Origin of the sequence: Streptosporangium album (assembly GCF_014203795.1) — a bacterium.
GTDB classification, from domain to species: Bacteria; Actinomycetota; Actinomycetes; order Streptosporangiales; family Streptosporangiaceae; genus Streptosporangium; species Streptosporangium album.
In genome coordinates this window covers 172,764-193,464 of record NZ_JACHJU010000001.1, presented here as the reverse complement: position 1 = coordinate 193,464, position 20,701 = coordinate 172,764, and the positions used below count along the sequence as shown (strand labels likewise).

Genomic DNA, 20,701 nt, shown 5'->3' with positions numbered 1-20,701 from the left:
CGTATGCGCGAGGCACGTGCGGAGGACGCCCGAACCGAGGCCAGACGACTGATCCGTGACCTGCTGGGCGAGGAGCGCCCCGACTCCGGCGTCCTGCTCCGAGAGGCGGGGGCCACGCTCGGTGCCGACCGCGTCGCCCGCTGTGCCGAGCTGGCCCGAGGCGCTCCGCTGACCCGCAGATCCACCGAGCTCGCGGCGCTGGCCGGGCTGCTGGTCGGCACCCGCGACCTGGGCGGGCGGTGGTGGCGGCGGTCGCGCGGCGGCAAACTGCCCGCGCCGGACGAGCTGCTCGGCACCGCGACCGCGATCGAACCGTGGACCGATCTGACGGTGCTGGAGACGCTCGCCGTCTGGATCGCCGACGACGTCGCCGACGAGGTGTGGGGCCGGCCGGCGGGGGTGACCGACCTGAACTCCTGGCAGGCCGAGGACCGCATCGAACTGCCCGGGGACGCCGCCCCGGGACAGCGGGTCGTGGTCTCCTTCGACGCGGGTGGCCGGCTCGACGCCGTGGTGCTCGGACGGCCGGACGGAAGCCTCGGCTCCAACCTGGACTTCGACTCGCTGCGCTACTCCCGTCCGGCCGAGGCCCAGTGGAGCTGGAGTGTGGCGGCCGGTCTCGGTCCGCACCCGCTGGAGGAGGACCCCGACCCCTACGCGCAGCCGGTGGACGCCGCCGCCGCGGAGATCCTGCGCGTCTGGGCCCTGCGCCACGGCGCCTCGGCCGGGCAGGGCGGTGAGCCCTGGCGGGTCAGGGGCGACGTCATCGCCGCGATCGAGCGCGTCGACTGGATGTGGCGCAGCGGTGAGTGGTTCGCCTGGTGGCGTGCCGCGGCCGCGCTGGCCGACGACGAAGCCGACCGGCTCGCCGCCCGCCTGGAGGAGATGGCCGACGAGTCCTGATTCTCCGCGCGCCCGATGACCCCGGCCCGGCTCTGTCTCGCATGAGGTGGTCCGGGCCGGGGCTCCGCGGCCCCGGCGAAGGACACCTGTCCACAAGGCGGATCATGAAGCGCTAGAGTCCCCAAGGTCCTGAAATTTCGTGACTCGGGGGAAGACGGACATGCGGGGATCCGCTCTGGAGCAGCTCCTTCCGGCCGACGACGGGCTGGCCGCGCACCTGCGTAAGAGCATGGGGGAGGTGGAGGTCCGGCTGCGCGAGGTCGCCACCGACTCTCCCGATCCGCTCATCGTCGAGGTGGCGGGCTACCTCCTCGACGCGGGAGGCAAGCGGTGGCGCCCCCTGCTCGTGCTGCTCGGCGCGCAGTTCGGCGACCCCGAGGCCGCTTCGGTGCTGGACGCGGCGGTGACCGTCGAGCTCATCCACGCCGCGTCCCTTTACCACGACGACGTCATGGACGAGGCGCCGCTGCGGCACAGCGTGCCCAGCGCCCAGATCCGCTGGGGCAACACGATCGCGATCCTGGTCGGCGACCACCTGTTCGCACGTGGCGCCACCATCAGCCTCAACCTCGGCGAGCCCGCCAGGAGAGCGCAGGCACACGCCTTCGAACGGCTGGTCAGGGGACAGGTCAGGGAGGTGGCGGGGCCGGGGACCGGTGAGGACGAGGTCGAGCATTACCTCGACGTGGTCCGCGACAAGTCGGCCGCGCTGATCGCGCTCGCGGTACGGCTCGGCGGCATCTGCGCGGGCGCCGACGACCGGGTCGTCGAGGCCCTGGCGGAGTACGGCGAAGCCCTCGGTGTCGCCTTCCAGCTCTCCGACGACCTCATCGACATCCTGTCGCCGCCGGTCGACTCCGGCAAGGCGCAGGGCACCGACCTGCGGGCCGGCCTGGTCACGCTGCCGATGCTGCACGCCCTCCGGGAGGCGGGAGCCGTACGGCTGCGCGAGATCCTGGGCGCCGGGCCCGTGACGGACCCCGCGCTGCACGCTGAGGCGCTCGACCTGCTGCGGGCCTCACCGGGCATGGCCTCGGCCCGCCTGGTGACCGAGCAGTACACGGCACGGGCCAGGGCCGCCGCGGAGCGACTCCCCGACTCGCCGGCGCGGCGGGTCCTGGAGTCGCTCTGCGACCTGGTGGGCGGTCGTTCCGCCTGACCTCAGAGGTTGAGCGGGATCTGCGTGTAGGAACTTTCGATGTTGCCCGCCTTGTCGATGGCGCGCACGTACAGCGTCCACGTGGAGGAGGAGCCCTCGGGCTTCAAGTAGTAGAAGGGCTGGCCGTAGGTCGCGTACGCCGGCCGCTCGGCGTCGTCGCTCGGCTGGATGGCCCACTCGATGCGCTCGACGCCCGCGCCTCCGGTGTCGCCGGCGCTCGCCGTGATGTGGACGCGCTTGCGGCCCTGGTACTCGTCGTAGGTGACGGTCGCCGTCGCGTTCGGCGGCAGTTCGTCGCCCGCGGCGGCACCGGTGACGGTCGAGAGCGGCTGCTGGGTGGGGCAGCTGTCGCATGGCACCACACCGACCTTGGTCGCGGGCACCGTGATGCCGGGTGATGCGAAGGCGATGCGGTTGTTGGGGTCGATCAGGATCGGCTCGTAGGCGTAGGTCGAGGTCACGGCACCGTTGACCCAGTTGCGCACCTGAATGTAGACGTAGCCGAAGTCGGTGCTGTTGATCACCGCCGACGCCTTGCCCGCGGTGAGGAGCGCCGAGATGTGCTTGATCGTCCCCGCTCCCGCGGCGTAGGAGCTACCCGGGATGTCCTCGACCTCGGTCTCGGTGGCGGGGTCGGTGAACCCGGTGCGCCGCCCGGACGCGTCCGTGAGGAGCACGTTGACCGGCCCTCTCACCACCAGTTCGGTACCGGTCAGGCCATTGGCGTCGACCATGGGCACGGGCGCCTCCTGGTCGAGCAGGCCGAGCGTGCCCTGGGTCGGCCCCTCACCCTGGATGGAGTAGATCGCGGCGCTCATGACCTGCGACTTGTTCGGCAGGCCCGTGTGGTTGACCTTGTCGTACGGGGCCAGGGTGACCGCGTTGCCGCGCAGTTCGGCGGTGAGCTGGGCGGACCCCAGCGGGACCGTGCCGTCCCCGTGGTCGCTCCAGTTGACGCGGGAGGCGTCCTGCGGCTTGCAGCTCCGCCACCAGCCGTGCTTCTCGTCGCACGCCATCTCGCTGAAGGAGTCCAGGCTGACCGGGGTGGTCACGCCGTCGCCCACGAGCCGGGTGAGGCCGACGTGCGGGTCGACGGGGTCCCACTTGTCGACCGCCTGGTGCCAGGCCCGCGCCCTGTCGATCAGGGTCAGGTTCTTGTCCCGCATCAGGTCGCGCACCTCGCCGGGGCTGAGCGGCCCTCCGGGGATCTTGTTGACCGGCGAGCCGACCACGCCGTGGTAGGCGTCGGACGGCAGCAGTTCGAGGAAGCCGGGGAAGTTGCGGGTGATCTTCGCGGCCTCGTCGCGGTTGAGCAGGCACTTGCCGAGGAGGTCGATCACGCACGGGTTCTTGAAGTGCATGACGCCGATCGCCTTGGCCGCACCGAGGTAGGGCGTGCCCAGGCTGGCGATGCGGTTGACCTTGCCGACCGAGTCCGGGTCCCTGACCAGCGCCTGGGTGACGAGCCCGCCCTGGGAGTGGGCGATGAGGTTCACCCGGTCGGCCCCCGTCGCCTGTCTGACCCTGTCGATCCTGCGCAGCAGCTCGGCCGCGTTGTGGGCGGCGGACTTCCGCCAGTCGACGGGGGAGAGGAAGAAGTTCTCACCCGCGTGCGGGGCCTCGATGTCACCGCGGACGTATCCGGCGTCCTCGATGAGCTTGATGGCGCCGGAGTAGATCGGCAGCAGCGCGATCTTGTCGATGACCTCGGAGGCGTAGACGCCGTTGCTCTTGGCGTCGGTCTGGCCGTCGTCGTTGAGCATGATGTTGTCGAGGTGTTCGTCCTTGCGGCTGGTCAGGAGCGTCCCCGTCTTGGGCCACCACTCCTCACCCGACTCGTCCACGAGCCTGCTGCCCAGGATGCCGGGTACGAAGATCACCGGCTTGGTCACCGGCTTCGCGCCGGCGCCGCACTTGCCGGCCTCGTCCTGGGTGAAGTGCATCTGGCGCAGCAGCACGGCGGAGTCGTAGACCGCGTCGTGCTGGTCGAAGATCGAGAGGAACACCTTGTGCGCGCCGGGCTCGACCGGGGTGCCGGCCCGCAGCAGCGGTGTCGCCCCGTCGTACGTCGAGCCCACGGCGGCCGACGCGCTCATCGCGAGCTGGCCGGTCGTGTTCGTGGAGATGACGTTGCCCGACGGGTCGTAGGCGAAGTTGTCGGGCGCCAGAATCGTGGAACCGGCCGTCGTCCAGGTCGTCCTGTCGAGTTCCGCCACGAAGCCGTCGTTGTAGGCGCTGCGGACGAACTCGGGGAACTCCTCGCTGAAGTACTTCACCTCGAACGTCAGGCAGGTCGCCCACGCGGGCGCGTTGACGTCGACCTCCAGGACGGTGACGTCGTACGCGCTGTCGCCGCGGACCTTGCCGCCTCCCGAGTTGCGGCCCGAGGACTGGAAGTCGTTCGGCTCGGGGGCGAGCATGGCGTCGCCGGTGGTGAGCAGGGCCGAGGCGCCCGACACGCCCGCGAGGCCGGTGGCCACGCCGTTGGTGCCGGGTGCGGGCGGGGTCGTGAGATACCTGGCTCCGGTGACGGATCCGTCGGACTCCATCGCGACGGCCAACTCCACGGCGTCGGCCGCCGTGGTGCCCACCGGGTCCACGGCTCCGGCGAACGCCGCCCGGGGAGCGGCGGAGCGGTCCTTGGCGGCCTGGGCCGACCTGGCCGCGCGCTCGCGCGTGGTCTTCTTCTGGCCCGGCACCCCGACGGAGACCGTGTGTCGGTCACGGGACGTCGGCTGGGGGCCGGGGTCGGGGTCGGCCAGCGCGGGGAGCGTGAGGCTGACGGAGAGAACGGCGGCGGCGAGCATGATCAGGTAAAACCTGCGAAGCACCTAAGGCCTCCCGGACACGCGGGATGAATCCTCGAACGGGCTGGTCAGTGAGGCTCGGGGCGGCTCACTCCGCCGGACCGAAGATCAAATTGGCCTAAAACGTAACCCCTTACCGATAGGCGGTCAAGACCGAAATTTCATGATTGACAAGGCACTAATCAGGGCCGCACACTCCAGGTGATCAAGGGTCCCGGCCGGATCTCCCCGCTCTCCTTCGACGTTTCTTCGACGATGCCCGGCTGACGCGTGGAGGCCCCCATGGGCAAGGCATTGCATGGATCATTGGTCGCACTGAGGGCGGGCTCCGTCGCCGCTGCGGTCTGCGCCGCGGTGACCTGGGCGGTGCTCGCCCTGCTCACCGGCGGCACAGAGGGGCTGGTCGGCGGCTTCCTGTCCGGCAGCGCGAACGGCGTGACGACCACGGCCGCCGCCGCGACCGGCGGGCCCGTCGACTGGTGGGCGCCCGCGCTGCACTCCGGCGGCAGGATCTGGCCCGTCCAGTTCCTGCTGCAGGGCTCCCCGCTGGCGCTGCTCGTGCTCGGCCCGCTGCTCGGCGGCCTGGCGGCCGGCTGGCTCACCGCCGGCGCACGCTCACCGGGGACCTACCGGCGCGGGACCCGGCTGCTGGCCGCCGCCGCCGTCTACGCGGCGATCGTCACCCTCGCCGCGACCGTGACCGCCGCACTCGCGCCCGGCACCCTCGCCACGGTCAGCACCCCTCCCGCGGTCGCGTTCGGCCTCGGCCTGGCGTGGTGCGCGGGCGCGGGCCTGCTCGGCCAGGTGGCGCGGGCCGTACGGCTGCCGCGGCAGGTCAAGGCGCTGGCCGGGTTCGCCGTACTGCTCCTGATCGCGCAGCTCACCGTGCCGGGTTCGGCCGTCGCGGCGCCGAGACCCGGCTCCGGCTCCGGCAAGCCCGCCGAGCCGATGACGATGGCCGCGGCCGGGGCGCCCGAGGAGCCGCCCGCCGACTACTACCGCCCCGGCGTGAGCGCCGCGCTCGCCGCCGTGGGCGCGCGGACCGACCGGCTCAAGCCGACCGGCGACATGTCGGTCAACCTGGCCAGAGACCCGTGGCTCGGCGTGCCGACACAGGTGTCGGTGGACAGCCCCGTCGGCAAGGACGTGAAGTCGTGGCTGCGCGCCAACGCGGGCCTGTTCGCGGTCAAGGACCCGGTCGCCCAGCTGCGCGCCCTGCCCGCGCGGCTCAAGGACCGGCTCGGCGGACGCCACGACTGGTTCCAGCAGGAGATCGGCGGCGTCCCCGTCTACGGTGCCCGCGTCGGCGTGCACCGCGACGTCAAGGGCAGGACCGTGCAGGCGCTCACCAACGGCCTCATCCCCGACCTCGCCGTTCCCGCGACGGTGCCGACGCTGGCACCGGAGGCGGCCACCGCCGCAGCGGCGCGCGTCCTTCCCGGCGCCGAACTGGTCGAGCCTCCCGCGCTCTACGTGCTGCCCGACGATCCCCACCCCGGCAAGTCCGTGCCCGCGACCCTCACCTGGCGGGTCTGGCTCGCGACCGCCGACGGCCGCTCCACCGCCTACTTCGTCGACGCGCTCAGCACGGGCCGGATCGTCAAGTTCGAGCCGACCCGCCTGGAGATCAGGGAACGGCACGTCTGGGACCTCAAGAACAACCCGGAGACCGACGACGACCCGGCCAGGAACGAGGGCCAAGGTCCCGCCTCGGTCGCCGACGTGAACGACATCTACGACCACAGCGGCATGTTCTACGACTACATGCTGTCGACCTTCGGCCTCGACAGCTTCGACGGACAGGGCGCGGCCATGAACGCCGGCGCGCGCTACTCCTCCAAGGTCAACGGCCCGCCCGAGCGGAACGCCTTCTTCATGCCCAACGAGGAGCAGACGGCTTTCGGCGAGGGCATGGGCACGCTGACCGTCGTGGCCCACGAGTGGCAGCACGGCGTCACCTACCGCTCGGCCAGCCTCTTCCCGCTGTTCCAGGGCGGCGCGTTGCACGAGAGCTTCTCCGACGTGTTCGCCGCGATGGTCGAGCAGCGCGTCACCGGCAGCACCGCCTGGAAGGCGGGGGTGGGCACTCCACTGGGCATCATCCGCGACCTCGCGAACCCGCACGCGGTCTCGGATCCGTGGGGCCCGCATCCCGCGCACTACAGCGAATACCGGCTCGGCTGCATCGACAGCGGCTGGGTGCACGCCAACAGCCTCATCCCGAGCCACGCCTGGTACATCCTCGCCACCAGGATCGGCATGCGGAAGACCGCCGAGATCGCCTATCGCGACCTGACCGTCTACCTCGGCCCCTCCTCCCGATTCACCGACACCCGCGTCGGCGCCATCCAGGCCGCCTACGACCTGTACGGCAAGACCTCGCCCGAGGGCCAGGAGGTGTGGCGGGCGTTCGGCGCGGTCGGCATCGACGGCACCTACGAGTCGCCCCGCCAGCGGTGCATGTGCTTCGCCGACGAGTCGCTGACCGGCGTGGGGCTGGAGGCCATGGACCCGGACGGCTCCAGCACCGACGCCACCGTGGCGGCCCTGCTGCGCACCCGCGAGCTCTTCGAGAACGCCGAGTCGGGCGCCGCCATGCACTACGCCCAGCTCTACGCCCGCACCAACAGCCGCGCCATGGACCTGCTCGTCGCCGACGACGGACTGCGCGGCAAGACCGCTCATCTCATGCAGTCGATGGAGCCCGCCTTCCACACGGTCGGCACCCCCGCGGGCGATCGCGTCATCATCACCCAGAACCTCATCGACGAGATCAACGGCCTGGTCGACGCCTACATCCAGGCCGACGCCGACACCCCGGGCGGCGGCACCATGGGCGCGATCCTGCGCGACGACCGCTCCGCGGTGGACGGCCAGGCACTGGTCGGCATGACCGCCAACCAGGTACTCGCCCACCTCGACTCGATCTTCAACTAAGGAACTCCCCGCCATGCGCCTGGCCTCCCTCGTGCCCCGGCTCGCCCTGCCCGTGGTCCTGACCCTGCTCACGGCCCTGTCCGCGAACGGGGCCCAGGCCTCGGCCGCGCCTCCCACACCCGCCTCCCGGCTCGAACCGCGGTTGGCCGAGACGCTCTCCACCCGGGGCGGCGCCGACGTCTTCGTGACCCTGAAGGAGAAGGCCGACCTGTCGGCCACCCGTTCACTGAAGAAACACGCGGACAAGACCGCGTACGGCTTCCGCGCGCTCACCGCGACCGCGGACCGGAGCCAGCGCGGTCTGCGCGCGCTGCTGAGGAAGGCCCACGTCGACTTCACGCCTTACTGGCTCGTCAACACGATCCTGGTGCGGGGCGCGGACGCCGAACTGGTCGACCGGCTCGGCGCGCGGTCCGACGTGGCCGGGGTCAGGATGGCCGGCTCCGTCAAGCTGCCGAAGCCGGAGGTCCAGCCGCGGGCCCTGGCCCAGGCGGCGGGCGTGGAATGGGGCGTGGACCGCGTCGGCGCCCCGCGCGTGTGGAACGAACTGCGTGTCAGGGGCGAGGGCGTCGTGGTGGCCACCATCGACTCGGGGGTGCAGTACGACCATCCGGCGCTGGCCACCCACTACCGGGGCTACCGGGCGGGCGGCGCCTACGTCCACGACTACAACTGGTTCGACCCGACCCTCGTCTGCGGCGTGCCGTCCGTCACCCCGTGCGACAACAACGGGCACGGCACGCACACCATGGGCACGATCGTCGGCGACGACGGCGGCGCCAACCACACGGGCGTCGCGCCAGGCGCCACCTGGATCACCGCCAAGGGTTGCGCGACCAGCTCGTGCAGTGACGCCGACCTGCTGGCGGCCGGGCAGTGGATACTCGCCCCCACCGACCTCAAGGGCCAGAACCCCCGGCCGGACCTGGCGCCGAACATCGTCAGCAACTCCTGGGGCGGCGCCGCCGCCGACCCGTTCTACCAGCAGATCGTCAGCTCCTGGACGCAGGCGGGCATCTTCCCGGTGTTCGCCGCGGGCAACGAGGGGCCGGCCTGCGGGACCGCGCACTCCCCCGGCGACTACGACGGCTCCTACGCCGTCGGCGCGTTCGGGGAGGACGGGCAGATCGCCTCCTTCTCCAGCCGGGGCGCCGAGGACGCGACCGGGATCAAGCCCAACATCACCGCGCCCGGCAGTTCGGTCCGCTCCTCGGTGCCGGGCGGCAAGTACGACGTCCTCAGCGGCACCTCGATGGCGACCCCGCACGTGGCGGGGGCGATCGCGCTGCTCTGGTCGGCCGCTCCCAGCCTGCGCGGCGACATCGCGACCACCAGGCGCCTGCTGGACGAGACCGCGGTCGACACCGAGGACTACAGCTGCGGCGGCACCAAGGAGAACAACCGGGTGTGGGGCCAGGGACGGCTCGACGCCTTCGCCGCCGTGCTGCTCGCCCCGCGCGGCGCGACCGGCACGCTCACCGGTACCGTCACCGACCTCGACGGCACCCCGCTGCCCAACCCCGCCGTCACCGTGTCGGCCTCGGGCGCGCGGCGTACGGTCACCGGCGACGCCCAGGGCGTCTTCAGCGTCGCGGCGGCCCCCGGCGAGTACGAGGTCACGGCCGCCGCGTTCGGCTTCGCACCCGCCACCCTGAAGGCCACCGTCACCTCGGGCGCCACCTCCACCCTCCAATGGCACCTGGCCAGCCTGCCCAAGTACGACGTCCTGGGCGAGGTGCTGCAGACCGGAGGCGAACCGCTGCCGGGTGTCGCGGTCACCATCGAGGGGACGCCGTACCCGACGGTGACCACGTCCGCGGACGGCTCCTTCGGCATGGCCGCGGTGCCCGTGGGCACCTGGCGCGTGAGCGTGAAGGGCGCCCGCTGCGGCGCCTCCACCACGACGACCGTCGTCGTCGACGGCGACGAGTACGTCACCATCAACACACCGCTGCGCAAGGACGGCTTCGGCAACAAGTGCGACGTGCTGCCCAAGCCCACCTGGACCGCGGGCACCACCGTGCTGCCGCTGACCGGCGACGACGCGGCGACCGCCGTCACGCTGCCGTTCACCTTCCCCCTGTACGGCAAGCCGTACACCAAGGCGTACATCTCCACCAACGGCTTCCTCAACTTCCAGCGGCTCAACAACCAGTCGCAGAACGGTGCGATCCCCAGCGGCGGGCTGCCCAACGCGTCCGTCTACGCCTTCTGGGACGACCTCATGGTGGACTCCTCGGCGAGCGTGCTGTCGGCGTCGCTCGGCACGGCGCCCCACCGCCGTTTCCTGATCGAGTGGCGCAACGTCAGCCTGGTCGCCCAGCCGACCGCCCGGCTGACCTTCTCCCTCGAACTGCACGAGAACGGGCAGATCTTCTTCCAGTACAAGACCCTTCCGGTCGGCAACGCGCCACGAGGCGGCTCGGCCACCGTCGGCCTGGAGAACGGCACGGGCCTGGAGGCGTTCGACTACTCGGTGAACCAGCCGTCGCTGCGGCCGGGGATGGGTATCAGGTTCTACGGCTCGGGCGTCGTGCAGGGCGTGGTCGGCACCGCCGACGGCAAGCCCGTCTCCGGCCTCGAAGTCAGCCTGTACCGTCCGAGCGACGCCACCGTGATCCTGACCGCGGTCACCGACGCCTCGGGCGTCTACCGGTTCTTCGCGCCGCAGGGCGCGTACAGCGTCGTGATCACCGACGTGGAGTGGGAGTACGCCAGGGCCTCCGCCACGATCACCGAGGAGGGCCAGGTCGTCACGGCCGGCCTGACCGTCTACCCGGGCGACAACACGATCACCGGAACCGTGCGCGACAGCTCCGGCAAGCCCCTCGCCGGGGCGATGGTGGCGCTCCAGGACTCCAGGACACCGTCCACGACCACGGACGACAAGGGCGCGTACACCCTGACCGGGGTGCACGGCGGCCCGCAGTTCGTCCAGGTGCTGACCCGCGCGTGCGAGGTGCAGGCCCAGCGCAAGATAGCGGTCGCGGAGGACACCGTGCTCGACCTGACGGCGGGCATGCCGATCGACCCCTCCGGGTTCGCCTGTTCCCGCAAGCCGAAGGCGTACGTCCCGGCCACCGACCCGGCCGACGTCGGCGAGATGCAGAGCGCGATGATTCCGCTGCCGTTCGCCTTCCCCCTGTCCCGCGGCACCTTCAACGCCGTGGGCGTGACGCCCACGGGCACCCTGCTCTTCTACGACCCGCTGAACCCCGAATGGTCGTGGGCGAGCCCGTTCTGGGCGGACCTGGTGGTCGACGACAGCGCCGCGGTGCTCACGGCGACAACGGGTCAGGGGGCCGACCAGCGGTTCGTGGTCGAATGGCGCAACGTCGGGCTCAGAGGGACCGAACTGCGCATCTCGTTCGAGGCGGTGCTGTACCCGGACGGGCGGATCCTCCTGCAGTACGGCGACCTGCCCGACGACGAGCGGGTCCGCGACGGCGGCGCCACGGTGGGCGTGTCCAACGCCTACGGCCCCGACATGTTCCTGGTCTGGGGAGCGCTCGACCCGGCGGTGGCCTTCGAACTCCGCCCCTCGCCGCAGACCCCGTAGGGGCGGCGCCGTTCGCCGGCGCCGCCGCAGAGCTCTGCGGCGGCGCCGGCGAACGCACCTTCGATGGGGGAGCGGCCGGGCGGCGCGGTCGCTGTGCGCGGAGGCCGGCACATTTCTCCTCGTCCCGGGTTCCGTTCCCTCACCCTGAAGTCTGATCCGGCAGGTCACGGCTCGGCCTTTCCTCTCCGAATTGAAGAGGTGATTACGGAACGTCGCTTGCCGGATAGGGCTCGTTTTCATTTTGTGATTATTGCGACTCTTGTTGAATGTGACAGTCAATGCATATCTTGATCACGACATAAGAATGCTCCGAACCGCACGAGCCTCCGTAGCGGTTGAGAGCGACGTTCGGGTTCCTTGCGAGCCCCCTCGTTGTGGTTCGGAGTGTGACGGCATATGCGCCGCAGTTTGTCATTGATTCGTTTATCGCGCTTGTTGGCCAATATGAGAGTGCCGGCCCTGCTGGCATTACTTCCTGGCCTTTTGGCGTTGACCGCAGGACCTGTGGTCGCTGACTCCGGTCCGGCGGTGCCTGCGGTCGTCGCCCTTCGGGGCGGGCCGGTCCCAGTCCAGTCGACCGGGACGGCAGCCGGCTTCCCCTCGCTCGTGGATGCGGGCCGTACATCGACAACGGCGCAGGTGAAAAACCTTTCACCGAGGGCCGAACCGCCGAAGAACGCCTTACTATTTGAAGGACGGTTCGTGAAGGAGCCGGCCCCTCGTGAGACGACGCCCCCGCCGTCGCCGAAGAAAAAAAGCCAGGCCGTGCCCCTGGCGCAGGCAGCGGCGACGGCTCCGTGCGGAAGCGTCTCGCCGTGGCAGTCGAACTACGAGGTCAAGAAGGGGGATCGTTTAGCCTCGGCCGGTCACATATGGGAGGCGCTCATCGACATTCTCGGGCACGGCCCCGGCATGTTGAGGATTTGAGTGTGGCTGGTCCGATTGATACCGCGTTCACAGGGTGAACAGCGTGAGGAGTCGTTGTGGGACGTGGGTGTAATGCCTGCGGGCGTGCGCGATGTTGACATGACCGCGTTGACGAAACGTACTGATGACCAGGTTGCGTAGGGTGGCCAGGACGTGAGGCAGCTGTCCGGTTCTGGCCTGGCAGTCGTCCTCGTGGAAGGTGCGATCTCGGACGTAGTGCTCGGAATTTTCCACGCTCCAGTGCTGGCGAACGTAGGTGCTCAGATGCGCGGGACCGGCCACGTCCGGGGGCGCGTTGGTGATCCCGTAGGCCACCTCTTTGCTGGTGCCGTGGCCGTCCAGGTCGGCGACGTGTCGCACGATCCGGAAGAGCTGTGCGGCGTGCGGGAAGTCCAGACCGATGGCGAGCGCGGTGCGGATGGTGCGGCTTTCGATGCGGCCGTGGCCTCGGTCGGCCTCGGTGTGCCCGGTGCCGGCCCGCTCGTGGTCTGCATCCGTTCCAGGGGCGAGCCGGGCCTGGGCCGCGGCCAGGAGACTGGGCTGGTTCTCCTTGAGGACAAGCACGTAGTAGCAGCCGAAGTCCTCGCTGATCTGCCGGGCGCTTTCGCGGGCGGTGTGCAACGCATCCGCGGTGATAACGGCCACGTCGCTGCCGCACAAGGCGTCGGCCAGCAGGGGCGCGAGCTCGGGCACCTCGTTGGTTTTGTCGGCGATCTGCCGCTGACCCAGCACCACGCCACGGCGGTGATGCAGCAACGACAGCAGTTGCGGTGCGCTCGCCTGCCCATGGCCCGCGCCGCGCACGGTCTTGCCGTCAGCCGCGCCTGCCTCCAGCATCCCCGCAGGCCGAGGACGCTCCCGCGTCCGCTGAGCGGCCCGGCGCCCCTCACGCTCACAGCCCTGACCGACGCGGAGCTCGGCGGGAATTTCCCGGCCATCGCCCCCGTCCCGCTCTCCGGCCCGTTCCCCGTGGCCCGGTGCCGACAGATCGCGGACGTCGTGGCCGCCGGCCAGGTAGGAGCAGGTCTGCCGGTCCAGCTCGTCCCCGTCGGTCTGGGCCAGGACCCGGCGCAGGGTGCGTTCGCTGGGCGGATAGTGCCGACCGGTGAACGGATCGCGCCTGCACCCCAGCCCGGCCAAGATCTCCTGCGGGGCATCATCGGCCCAGTGGCTGATCGCGGTCACCGTGTCCCCTCCCACCGTCGCCGTACCGAACGCGGCCACCGCCAAAATCGACTCCAGGGAATGCAGCGTGTTGTAGACGGCCCGTTTGTCACAGATAACCCGGAATCGCGCCCTCAGCCCGCCCTCACCACCACGACCGGATGGCACGTCATGACCCAAGCCGGCACCTCGGGCGGGGCTGGTCGGCGATGATAGGGCGGCAGCGGGCACGATTCCCCCTGGAGATCGGTTGGTGTGAGAACCCCGATCTTGGGGAGTCGTGCCCCCTCTCATGCCCGGATTGGGGCAGAGATTACCGGCCGCGAAGGTCGGCACCGGTCACACGCAAAGAATCAAACCCGATCAAATCCTCAACATGCCGGGGCCGTGCAGGCCACAGCGGGCGTTAAGCGCCGGCACATGGGTTGCGCGGGTGGCATCGACAACGGCATCAACACCGTCCACCTGGCCTACATCCGCAGCGGGGCCGGGCACGCGCTGTTCGGCTCACGGCAGTGGATCCCCGCCGAGCAGATCGACGACCCGGTCATCGCGATCATCATCGGACTGCCGCTGGAGCCGGCCTTCGCCACCAAGGGCGAGTTGGCCATCGACCTGCTCACCGGCGCCTATGCCGACGGCATGCGCGTCGACTTCGTCGCCGGGGACGAGGTGTACGGCGCCTGCCCCCAACTGCGCACCTTCCTGGAGGAGCACCGGCAGGCGTACGTGCTGCGGGTCCGCTCCTCCTTCATCCTCACCCTCGGCGGCGGCACCCGCCTGACCTGCGAGCAGGTGGTCGCCAAGCACCTGAAGCAGAAACGCAGGTGGACCATCCACTCGGCCGGGGACGGCTCCAACGGCGAGCTCACCCTGAAATGGGCGGCGGCCAAGTTCGGCGGGGCCGAGCGGGCCGCGCAGATGTTCGGGCGCGTCACCCACGTCGCTGAGGAAGACGGGCTGGCGCTGGACTTCGACCACTCGATCCAGGCCAACACCTTCGACGCGCACCGCCTCATCCAGCTCGCCGGGGAGCAGGGCAAGGGGGAGGCGGCGCTCTACGCCCTCTTCCGCGCCCACTTCACCGACGGCCTCGACGTCGGCTCGCGTGAGGTGCTCGCCGGGCTGGCCGACGAGATCGGCGTCCGGGCCGACCTCGACGGCGAGGACGGCGCGGCGGCGGTGAAGGAGGAGCTGTCACGCGCCCGCGCGCTGGGGGCCAGCTCGGTGCCGCTGTTCCTGTTCGAGGGCCAGTTCGCCGTCTCCGGCGCTCAGCCCGAGGACACCCTGCTCGCCGCCCTCGAAGAGGTCGCCGAGCGGACCGGCCAGACACCGACGGCCGCCAAGGTCGACGGAGACGCCTGCGAGAACGACGGTTACTGCGCGACCTGAGGACGCCTGCGGTATCCGCGCCGGTCCCTACGGACACACCTGAGGTGGCGTCCCCCCCACCGGTGAGGGGACGCCACCCCAGTGATCACGGGCGTTTGCAGGTCAGGCCGCCTCCTGCGTGGTTGATCAGGTCCTGGTAGACGACGCTCTTACGGATCGGGGTCTTGCTTGTCAGGGTCTGGACGGTCTTCCCGCCACGCTGGAGCTCGAAGACGGGTGTCGTACCCGGCACCATCTCCGCCTTGAACGAGACCAGCCCCGCCTGCGCGTCCGACGTGCTGACCTGGTCGCCCTGCCTGATCACCAGCTTGCCCGGTGTCTTGAGGAAGGCGACGAGCTCCACGGTGTTCTTCGCGGTGTCGCCGTAGGGGATCTTGATCGCGCCGATGGTCTGCTTGGTGGCGTCGAACGGCGCGTCGGTGCGGTGGCTGCGGTGGAAGTAGTAGAGCGCGTCGCGGGCCACCACCGGGGTCTTCCCGGTCTTGAACAGTGTCGTGTAGTAGGCGATCAGGTCGGCAGGGGCGTAACCCCGCTCGACCGAGGGCGCCAGCCACGACTCGGCGTAGTCGTTCCAGGTGATGAGCGAGATGATGTCCGCGTCGCCTTCCGCGGCCTTCAGGAACGACTGCTGCAGGTTCTGGCTGTTGGACGGCTCCCAGAAGCGCTTGTCCCTGGGGCGCACGTCCTCGAACGCGATCGGCGCCATGTAGAGGCGCCCTCGCTTGTGCGCCTCGACGCTCGCCTTACGCAGGGTGTCGGCCGAGCTCACCCACCTGTTGCCCCACGAGGAGTAGCCGGTGACGTGGTCGTTCCACTCCGTCTTCCCGCTGCTGTTCCAATCGAGGAAGATCGGCATGAGCGACGTCTTCATGCCCTTGGCGGCCAGCTTCCCGCGCACGTTGTCCCACCACGACGGCGACTGCCGCTCCGGATAGAACGGCGCCAGCGGAATGGTGCCGTCGTCGAGCGTGTAGAGCGACGGGTGTCCCTTGGCCATCAGGACGTCCGAGATGACCTTGTCGGGGGAGGCGTCCTTGGCCGTGGGGAAGTCGGGGCTGAGCATGATCCGGAAGCCGGGGTCGACTGCCTTGGCCGCCGCGAGCATCAAGGGGAACTGGTTGAACCGCTGGTCGGTGGCCGAGGTGTGATGCTCGTAGATGAACCCGTCGAGGCCCATCGCGATCGCCTGCCGTACCTCCACCTCGAAGTCGAGCTGGCGCCAGTTCTTGTCCGAGCGTACCGGGCGCGGCAGCGGCCGGTCACGTGAGTGCCCGCCCTGGGCGGCGTACATCCCGTTGGAGCCCAGCGGGTCGAGCCAGGAGGCGTACTGGTCCTTGGCGGGGTCCTTGTTGTCGATCGACAGGGGATAGGGCGGGAAGTAGAAGGCGAAGACCTTCTTGTCGAAGGAGCGCAGCGCGGCCGGTGAGGGCTTGTCGAACGGCAGGCAGTTCCCGCTCGCCGGCGGCGGGGTGGTGGTGGAGGCCGGGGTATAGCTGATCTTCAGACGCGGCCCCCTGTCGCCCGTCTCCCGCGAGGAGTAGAGGACGCTGACGGGACCATCCCCGGAGGTGAGGGCGAAGGAGTAACTCCCGTTGCCGGTGAAGGCCGAGGAGACGTCGAACTGCGCCGCCTTGTTCGCGGTGAAGCCGGTGTGGGTGGTGACGGTCTCACCGAGCGCGGGCTTGCTGTTCCAGGTGGTGGTGTCCTTGGACCAGGTGTCGGTCACCTTGTGCACCGTGATCACGGTGTCGGTGGTCCTGGTGGGCATCACCTCAAGGGTCAGCTTCACGTCTTCGACGTCCTTGGGGATGCCCGAGAGGGTGAAGCCGGTGAGCGCGCGGCGCTCGCCGTTGGTCTTGCCGTTGCACGTACTGGAACAGACGGACATCCAGGTGGCGTCGGCGAAGGACTTCGTGGGTTCCGCCTGGCTGACGAAGATGTTGCTGGATGCGGGCACGGTGATGTCCGTCGGCGCCGTCGCGCTCGGTGACGCTGTCGCGCTTGGTGACGCCGTCGCGGCGGGTTGCGCCGCCGCGGTGGCGGCACCTCCCGAGGCGATGAGGGTGAGAGCGGTGACGATCACAGGGATCGTCGTCCGTCGACTGAGGATCAAGGGAGCTCCATCGGGGCTGTCGGTGAAACTTGATCAACATAGCTGTGACGGATGAGGCTTATGGGGCGAATATTCGAAGTAGAAACGCCGCATTTATCGGATTTCGGGTTGGAACGATTGAACGCCTGACCACTTCAAACAGTCGTATGGGGAGGAACGGTCAGGGGTGTGGAGGCCCCGGTCCACCACCGGCCCGCCGAGGCCGGTACGGACGTCGCACAGCCCGCTGACGCCGTGGGCCCGGCCCCGCGTATCGGGGTGCCTCCCTTGACGCGGGGCCCGGCTACGAGAGGAGAAGAGGGGAGGGGTCAGCCGGAGACGCCGAGGTCGCCCGCGCGGTAGTGGCGGCGGCACAGCACCTGGTAGCGGATCGGATCGGCGCCGGTGTCCCCTATGACCACCTGCTCGCCGCTGCGCACCAGCTTGCCGCCGACCACGCGGGCGTTCAGGCGGCCGGGGCGGCCGCACCAGCACAGGATCTCCACCTGCAGGCGGTTGATCTCGTCGGCCAGCTCGAACAGGCGTTGGGCGGCGGGGAACATCTGTGACCGGAAGTCCGACGCGAGGCCGAAGGCGTAGACGTCGATGCCGAAGTCGTCGGTGAGGTCGGCGAGCTGTTCGATCTGGTCGACGGTGTAGAAGCACGCCTCGTCGCAGATCACGTAGTCGACGCGCTGGTGACCGCGGACCAGGGCCACCAGGTCGAGGTCGTCGACGACCTCGATGGCCTCGCTGCCCAGACCTATCCGGCTGGTCACCTGCGGGCCGCCCGAGCGGTCGTGTTTGGTGAGCACCAGTCCGCGCCTGCCCTGGCGGCCGTGGTTGTAGTTCATCTGCAGGGCCAGCGTGGACTTGCCGCAGTCCATCGGGCCGAAGTAGAAGCGCAGCACCCCGTCACGGGATCCGACGGGAACGGCTGAGAGGGCAGACGATTCGGTCACGGGGGGTCAGCTTAGTGGGTCTGATGGGAGTGTTTGGGCAGGCGGTGCGCTGGTAAGAGTGGTGAACCAACGTGACATAGCCTGACTTGGCGCTATTGCTCGAAGCATGGGAGATTCATTTTGGCCTATCGAAAGTGGGAGACCCTGTGACGACCACCAAAAACTCCGGTCCGCCCCTCAACAAGATCCCCGCACCCACGTCTCCGGCCATGTCGTCGGCCGAGACCACCGAGATGCCCATCGCGCTCGCGGCGATGATGAGCGAGGACGAGACCGTCGCCGCGCAGGCCGAGGCGGCCCGCTGGCGCTACGGGTTCTACGTCGTCGTCACGGGCCTGATCGTCCTTCTCATCGCCTTCGTGGTGATCGCGTTCCGCAACGGCGAGTCCGCGGCCCCCTTCGCCGGTCTGGTCGGTGTCTCGGGTGCCATCATCGGCGCCTACTTCGGCGTCCAGGTCGGCCAGTCGGGCAAGGACCGGGTCGAGGCCGAGCTGCGCCGTACCAACGAGATGGCCATCCGGCTCGCGGCGAAGGTGCACGCGCACGACGCCGACGCGGTGATCGGCTCGACGATGGGCCCGCGCCGCCGCTGACGGCCCGCGGTGATCGGCCCGCGGTGATCGGCCCGACCGCGGGCCCGCGCCGCTGACCGTGCCCAAGGTGATCGACCCCGTCATGGGCTCCCGCCGCCAACAGTGCCCAAGGACGCGGCCCAGCTTCGGCAGGGTCCGCCGATTTGCCGGTTCCGTAGAACTGGGTAGACACGGGGACATGCGCAGCGTCCGTATAGGGGTCGACACCGGGGGCACGTTCACCGACGTGGTCGCGGTGGACGAGCAGACCGGTGAGATCACCACCACCAAAACCCCCTCCACACCCGCCGATCCCGCCGACGGGTTCCTGGAGGGGGTGCGGAAGGTTCTTACGAAAGCGGGACTGCAGACCGTGTCGGCGGTCGTGCACGGCACCACCGTCGCCACCAACCAGCTCCTTGAGGATCGCATCGCCGACCTCGGCTTCGTCACCACCGAGGGCTTCGAGTTCATCCTGGAGATCGCCAGGCAGAGCGTCCCCGACGGGTACGGCAACTCCTACTTCTGGGTTAAACCGCCCCGGATCGTCCCGGTGCATCGGGTCAGGACCGTCGGCGGGCGCCTCGACCACACCGGCGCCGAGGTCCGGCCCTTCGACGAGGCGGCGGCGGTGGCGGCGGCCGGGTGGTTCCGGGAACGGGAGATCACCGCGATCGGTGTGTGCTTCCTGCACTCCTACGCCAACCCCGCACACGAACTGCGCATGCGCGAGGTCATCGAACGGGAGCACCCCGGCGCGGTCGTCTCGATCTCCAGTGACGTGCTGCGCGAGTACCGCGAGTACGAGCGGTCGGTGACCACCCTGGTGGACGCCGCGGTCAAGCCGACCATGCGCCGCTACATCGCCGGCCTCGCGGGCCGCCTCGGCATGCCGTTCTCGGTGATGAAGAGCAACGGCGGCGTGCTGTCGGCCGCCGAGGTGGTCAACCAGCCGATCACCACCGTGCTCTCCGGTCCCGCTGCGGGCGCGCTCGGCGCCGCGCTGGTCGCGTCCACCGCCGGACACCGGTCGGTGATCACCCTGGACGGCGGGGGCACCTCCACCGACGTCGCGGTGGTGGTCGACGGGGAGCCGTCGCTGACCACCGAGGGGAGCGTCGGCCGCTACCCGTGCAAGATCCCGATGATCGACATCGTGACCGTGGGGGCGGGTGGCGGGTCCGTCGCGTGGATCTCGCCGGAGGGCACGCTGAAGGTCGGCCCGAAGTCGGCCGGGGCCGATCCGGGCCCTCTCTGCTACGGCCGGGGCGGCACCGAGGTCACCGTCACCGACGCGCACGTCTTCCTCGGGCGGGTGCCGGCGCACCTGCTCGGCGGGGAGATCCCGCTGGAGGCGGAGGCCGCCCGGCAGGGGGTCGAGGCGCTGGCGGGCAAGCTCGGGCTGAGCCCCGAGCGGACCGCGGCCGGCATCCTGGAGATCAGTGCGTTCAACCAGTCCAACGCGATCCGCCGGCTCACCGTCAAGCGCGGCCTGGACGTGCGTGACTTCCCGATGGTCGCCTTCGGCGGCTCGGGCCCGCTGCTGGTCTGCCGGCTGATCGACATCCTCGGCCTGCCGTCGGTGATCGTCCCGCCCGACCCCGGCAACGTGTCGGCATTCGGCCTGCTCACCGTGGACGTCAAGAACGACTACGTGCGCACCTTCGTGACGCGCGACCTCTCCCTCGACTCGGCCGCCGAGATCTTCGGCGACCTGGAGGGGCAGGCCGCCGAGGCACTCGACCGCGAGGGGTTCGCCGCCGACCGGCACGTCTACGCGCGCAGCGCCGACCTGCGCTACTACGGCCAGGCCTACGAGGTGCGGGTGCCGGCTCCGGCCGGGCCGCTGGACGAGGCGTGGCGCGCCGAGGTGCTGGATCGCTTCCACGAGGCGCACCGCAGGCTCTACGGTTACGGCTACCGCGACGACCCACGGCACGGCGTCGAGTGGGTCAACCTCCGCGTCTCCGGCATCGGCCCCATCACCCGCCCCGCCATCGGGCGCAGGCCGTACGGCACGGCCGACCCCCGGCCGGTGACGGTCCGCGAGGTCTTCTACGACGGGTGGGGCCCGGCGCCGATCCACCGGCGCGCCGACCTGACCGCCGGATCGACGGTCACCGGCCCCGCGGTCATCGAGGAGTACGGCTCCACCCTGCCGGTGCATCCCGGCTTCACCGCCACCGTGGACGAGTTCGGAAACCTGGAGGTCCGCCGTGAGCGCTGA

The 20,701-nt window shown here is 70.1% G+C and carries 11 protein-coding genes; 7 read left to right on the top strand and 4 right to left on the bottom strand.

Going from position 1 to position 20,701, the window contains the following annotated elements; translation table 11 throughout:
* The first annotated feature begins 3 nt into the window (after positions 1-3).
* Positions 4-903, top strand: coding sequence for a hypothetical protein (locus FHR32_RS00805; protein WP_184752040.1), 900 nt, complete (start codon positions 4-6; stop codon positions 901-903).
* A gap of 160 nt (positions 904-1,063) precedes the next feature.
* Positions 1,064-2,062 (top strand): polyprenyl synthetase family protein, encoded by a 999-nt coding sequence (locus FHR32_RS00800; RefSeq protein WP_184752038.1) that lies wholly within the window; start codon positions 1,064-1,066, stop codon positions 2,060-2,062.
* Between the two features lie 2 nt (positions 2,063-2,064).
* On the opposite strand, the gene FHR32_RS00795 is transcribed toward FHR32_RS00800, so the two are convergent.
* Positions 2,065-4,893 (bottom strand): alpha/beta fold hydrolase, encoded by a 2,829-nt coding sequence (locus FHR32_RS00795; RefSeq protein WP_184752036.1) that lies wholly within the window; start codon positions 4,891-4,893, stop codon positions 2,065-2,067.
* 258 nt (positions 4,894-5,151) lie between these two features.
* Here FHR32_RS00795 and FHR32_RS00790 point away from each other — a divergent pair, with 258 nt between their 5' ends.
* Positions 5,152-7,806, top strand: a complete 2,655-nt coding sequence (locus FHR32_RS00790; RefSeq protein ID WP_184752034.1) for a M4 family metallopeptidase — start codon at positions 5,152-5,154, stop codon at positions 7,804-7,806.
* 13 nt (positions 7,807-7,819) lie between these two features.
* Complete coding sequence (locus FHR32_RS00785; protein WP_184752032.1) at positions 7,820-11,365, top strand: NIDO-like domain-containing protein; 3,546 nt, start codon at positions 7,820-7,822, stop codon at positions 11,363-11,365.
* A gap of 954 nt (positions 11,366-12,319) precedes the next feature.
* On the opposite strand, the gene FHR32_RS00780 is transcribed toward FHR32_RS00785, so the two are convergent.
* Positions 12,320-13,624, bottom strand: coding sequence for an ISAs1 family transposase (locus FHR32_RS00780; protein WP_184752030.1), 1,305 nt, complete (start codon positions 13,622-13,624; stop codon positions 12,320-12,322).
* Between the two features lie 87 nt (positions 13,625-13,711).
* Between FHR32_RS00780 and FHR32_RS00775 the strand changes: the two genes are divergently transcribed.
* Complete coding sequence (locus FHR32_RS00775; protein WP_312881802.1) at positions 13,712-14,848, top strand: DsbA family protein; 1,137 nt, start codon at positions 13,712-13,714, stop codon at positions 14,846-14,848.
* Positions 14,849-14,933: 85 nt separating this feature from the next.
* Here FHR32_RS00775 and FHR32_RS00770 read toward each other — a convergent pair whose 3' ends face one another.
* Positions 14,934-16,961 carry a glycoside hydrolase family 71 protein gene (locus FHR32_RS00770; protein WP_184752026.1) on the bottom strand — a complete coding sequence of 676 codons (2,028 nt, stop codon included), beginning with the start codon at positions 16,959-16,961 and terminating at the stop codon, positions 14,934-14,936.
* A 308-nt stretch (positions 16,962-17,269) separates the two neighbouring features.
* Positions 17,270-17,902, bottom strand: a complete 633-nt coding sequence (locus tag FHR32_RS00765; RefSeq protein ID WP_312881800.1) for a thymidine kinase — start codon at positions 17,900-17,902, stop codon at positions 17,270-17,272.
* Positions 17,903-18,048: 146 nt separating this feature from the next.
* Between FHR32_RS00765 and FHR32_RS00760 the strand changes: the two genes are divergently transcribed.
* Together FHR32_RS00760 and FHR32_RS00755 are read left to right on the top strand one after the other, a co-directional pair.
* A complete protein-coding gene (locus tag FHR32_RS00760) occupies positions 18,049-18,495 on the top strand; it encodes a hypothetical protein (protein WP_184752024.1) in 447 nt (148 codons plus the stop codon).
* Between the two features lie 178 nt (positions 18,496-18,673).
* Positions 18,674-20,701, top strand: coding sequence for a hydantoinase/oxoprolinase family protein (locus FHR32_RS00755; RefSeq protein ID WP_184752022.1), 2,028 nt, complete (start codon positions 18,674-18,676; stop codon positions 20,699-20,701).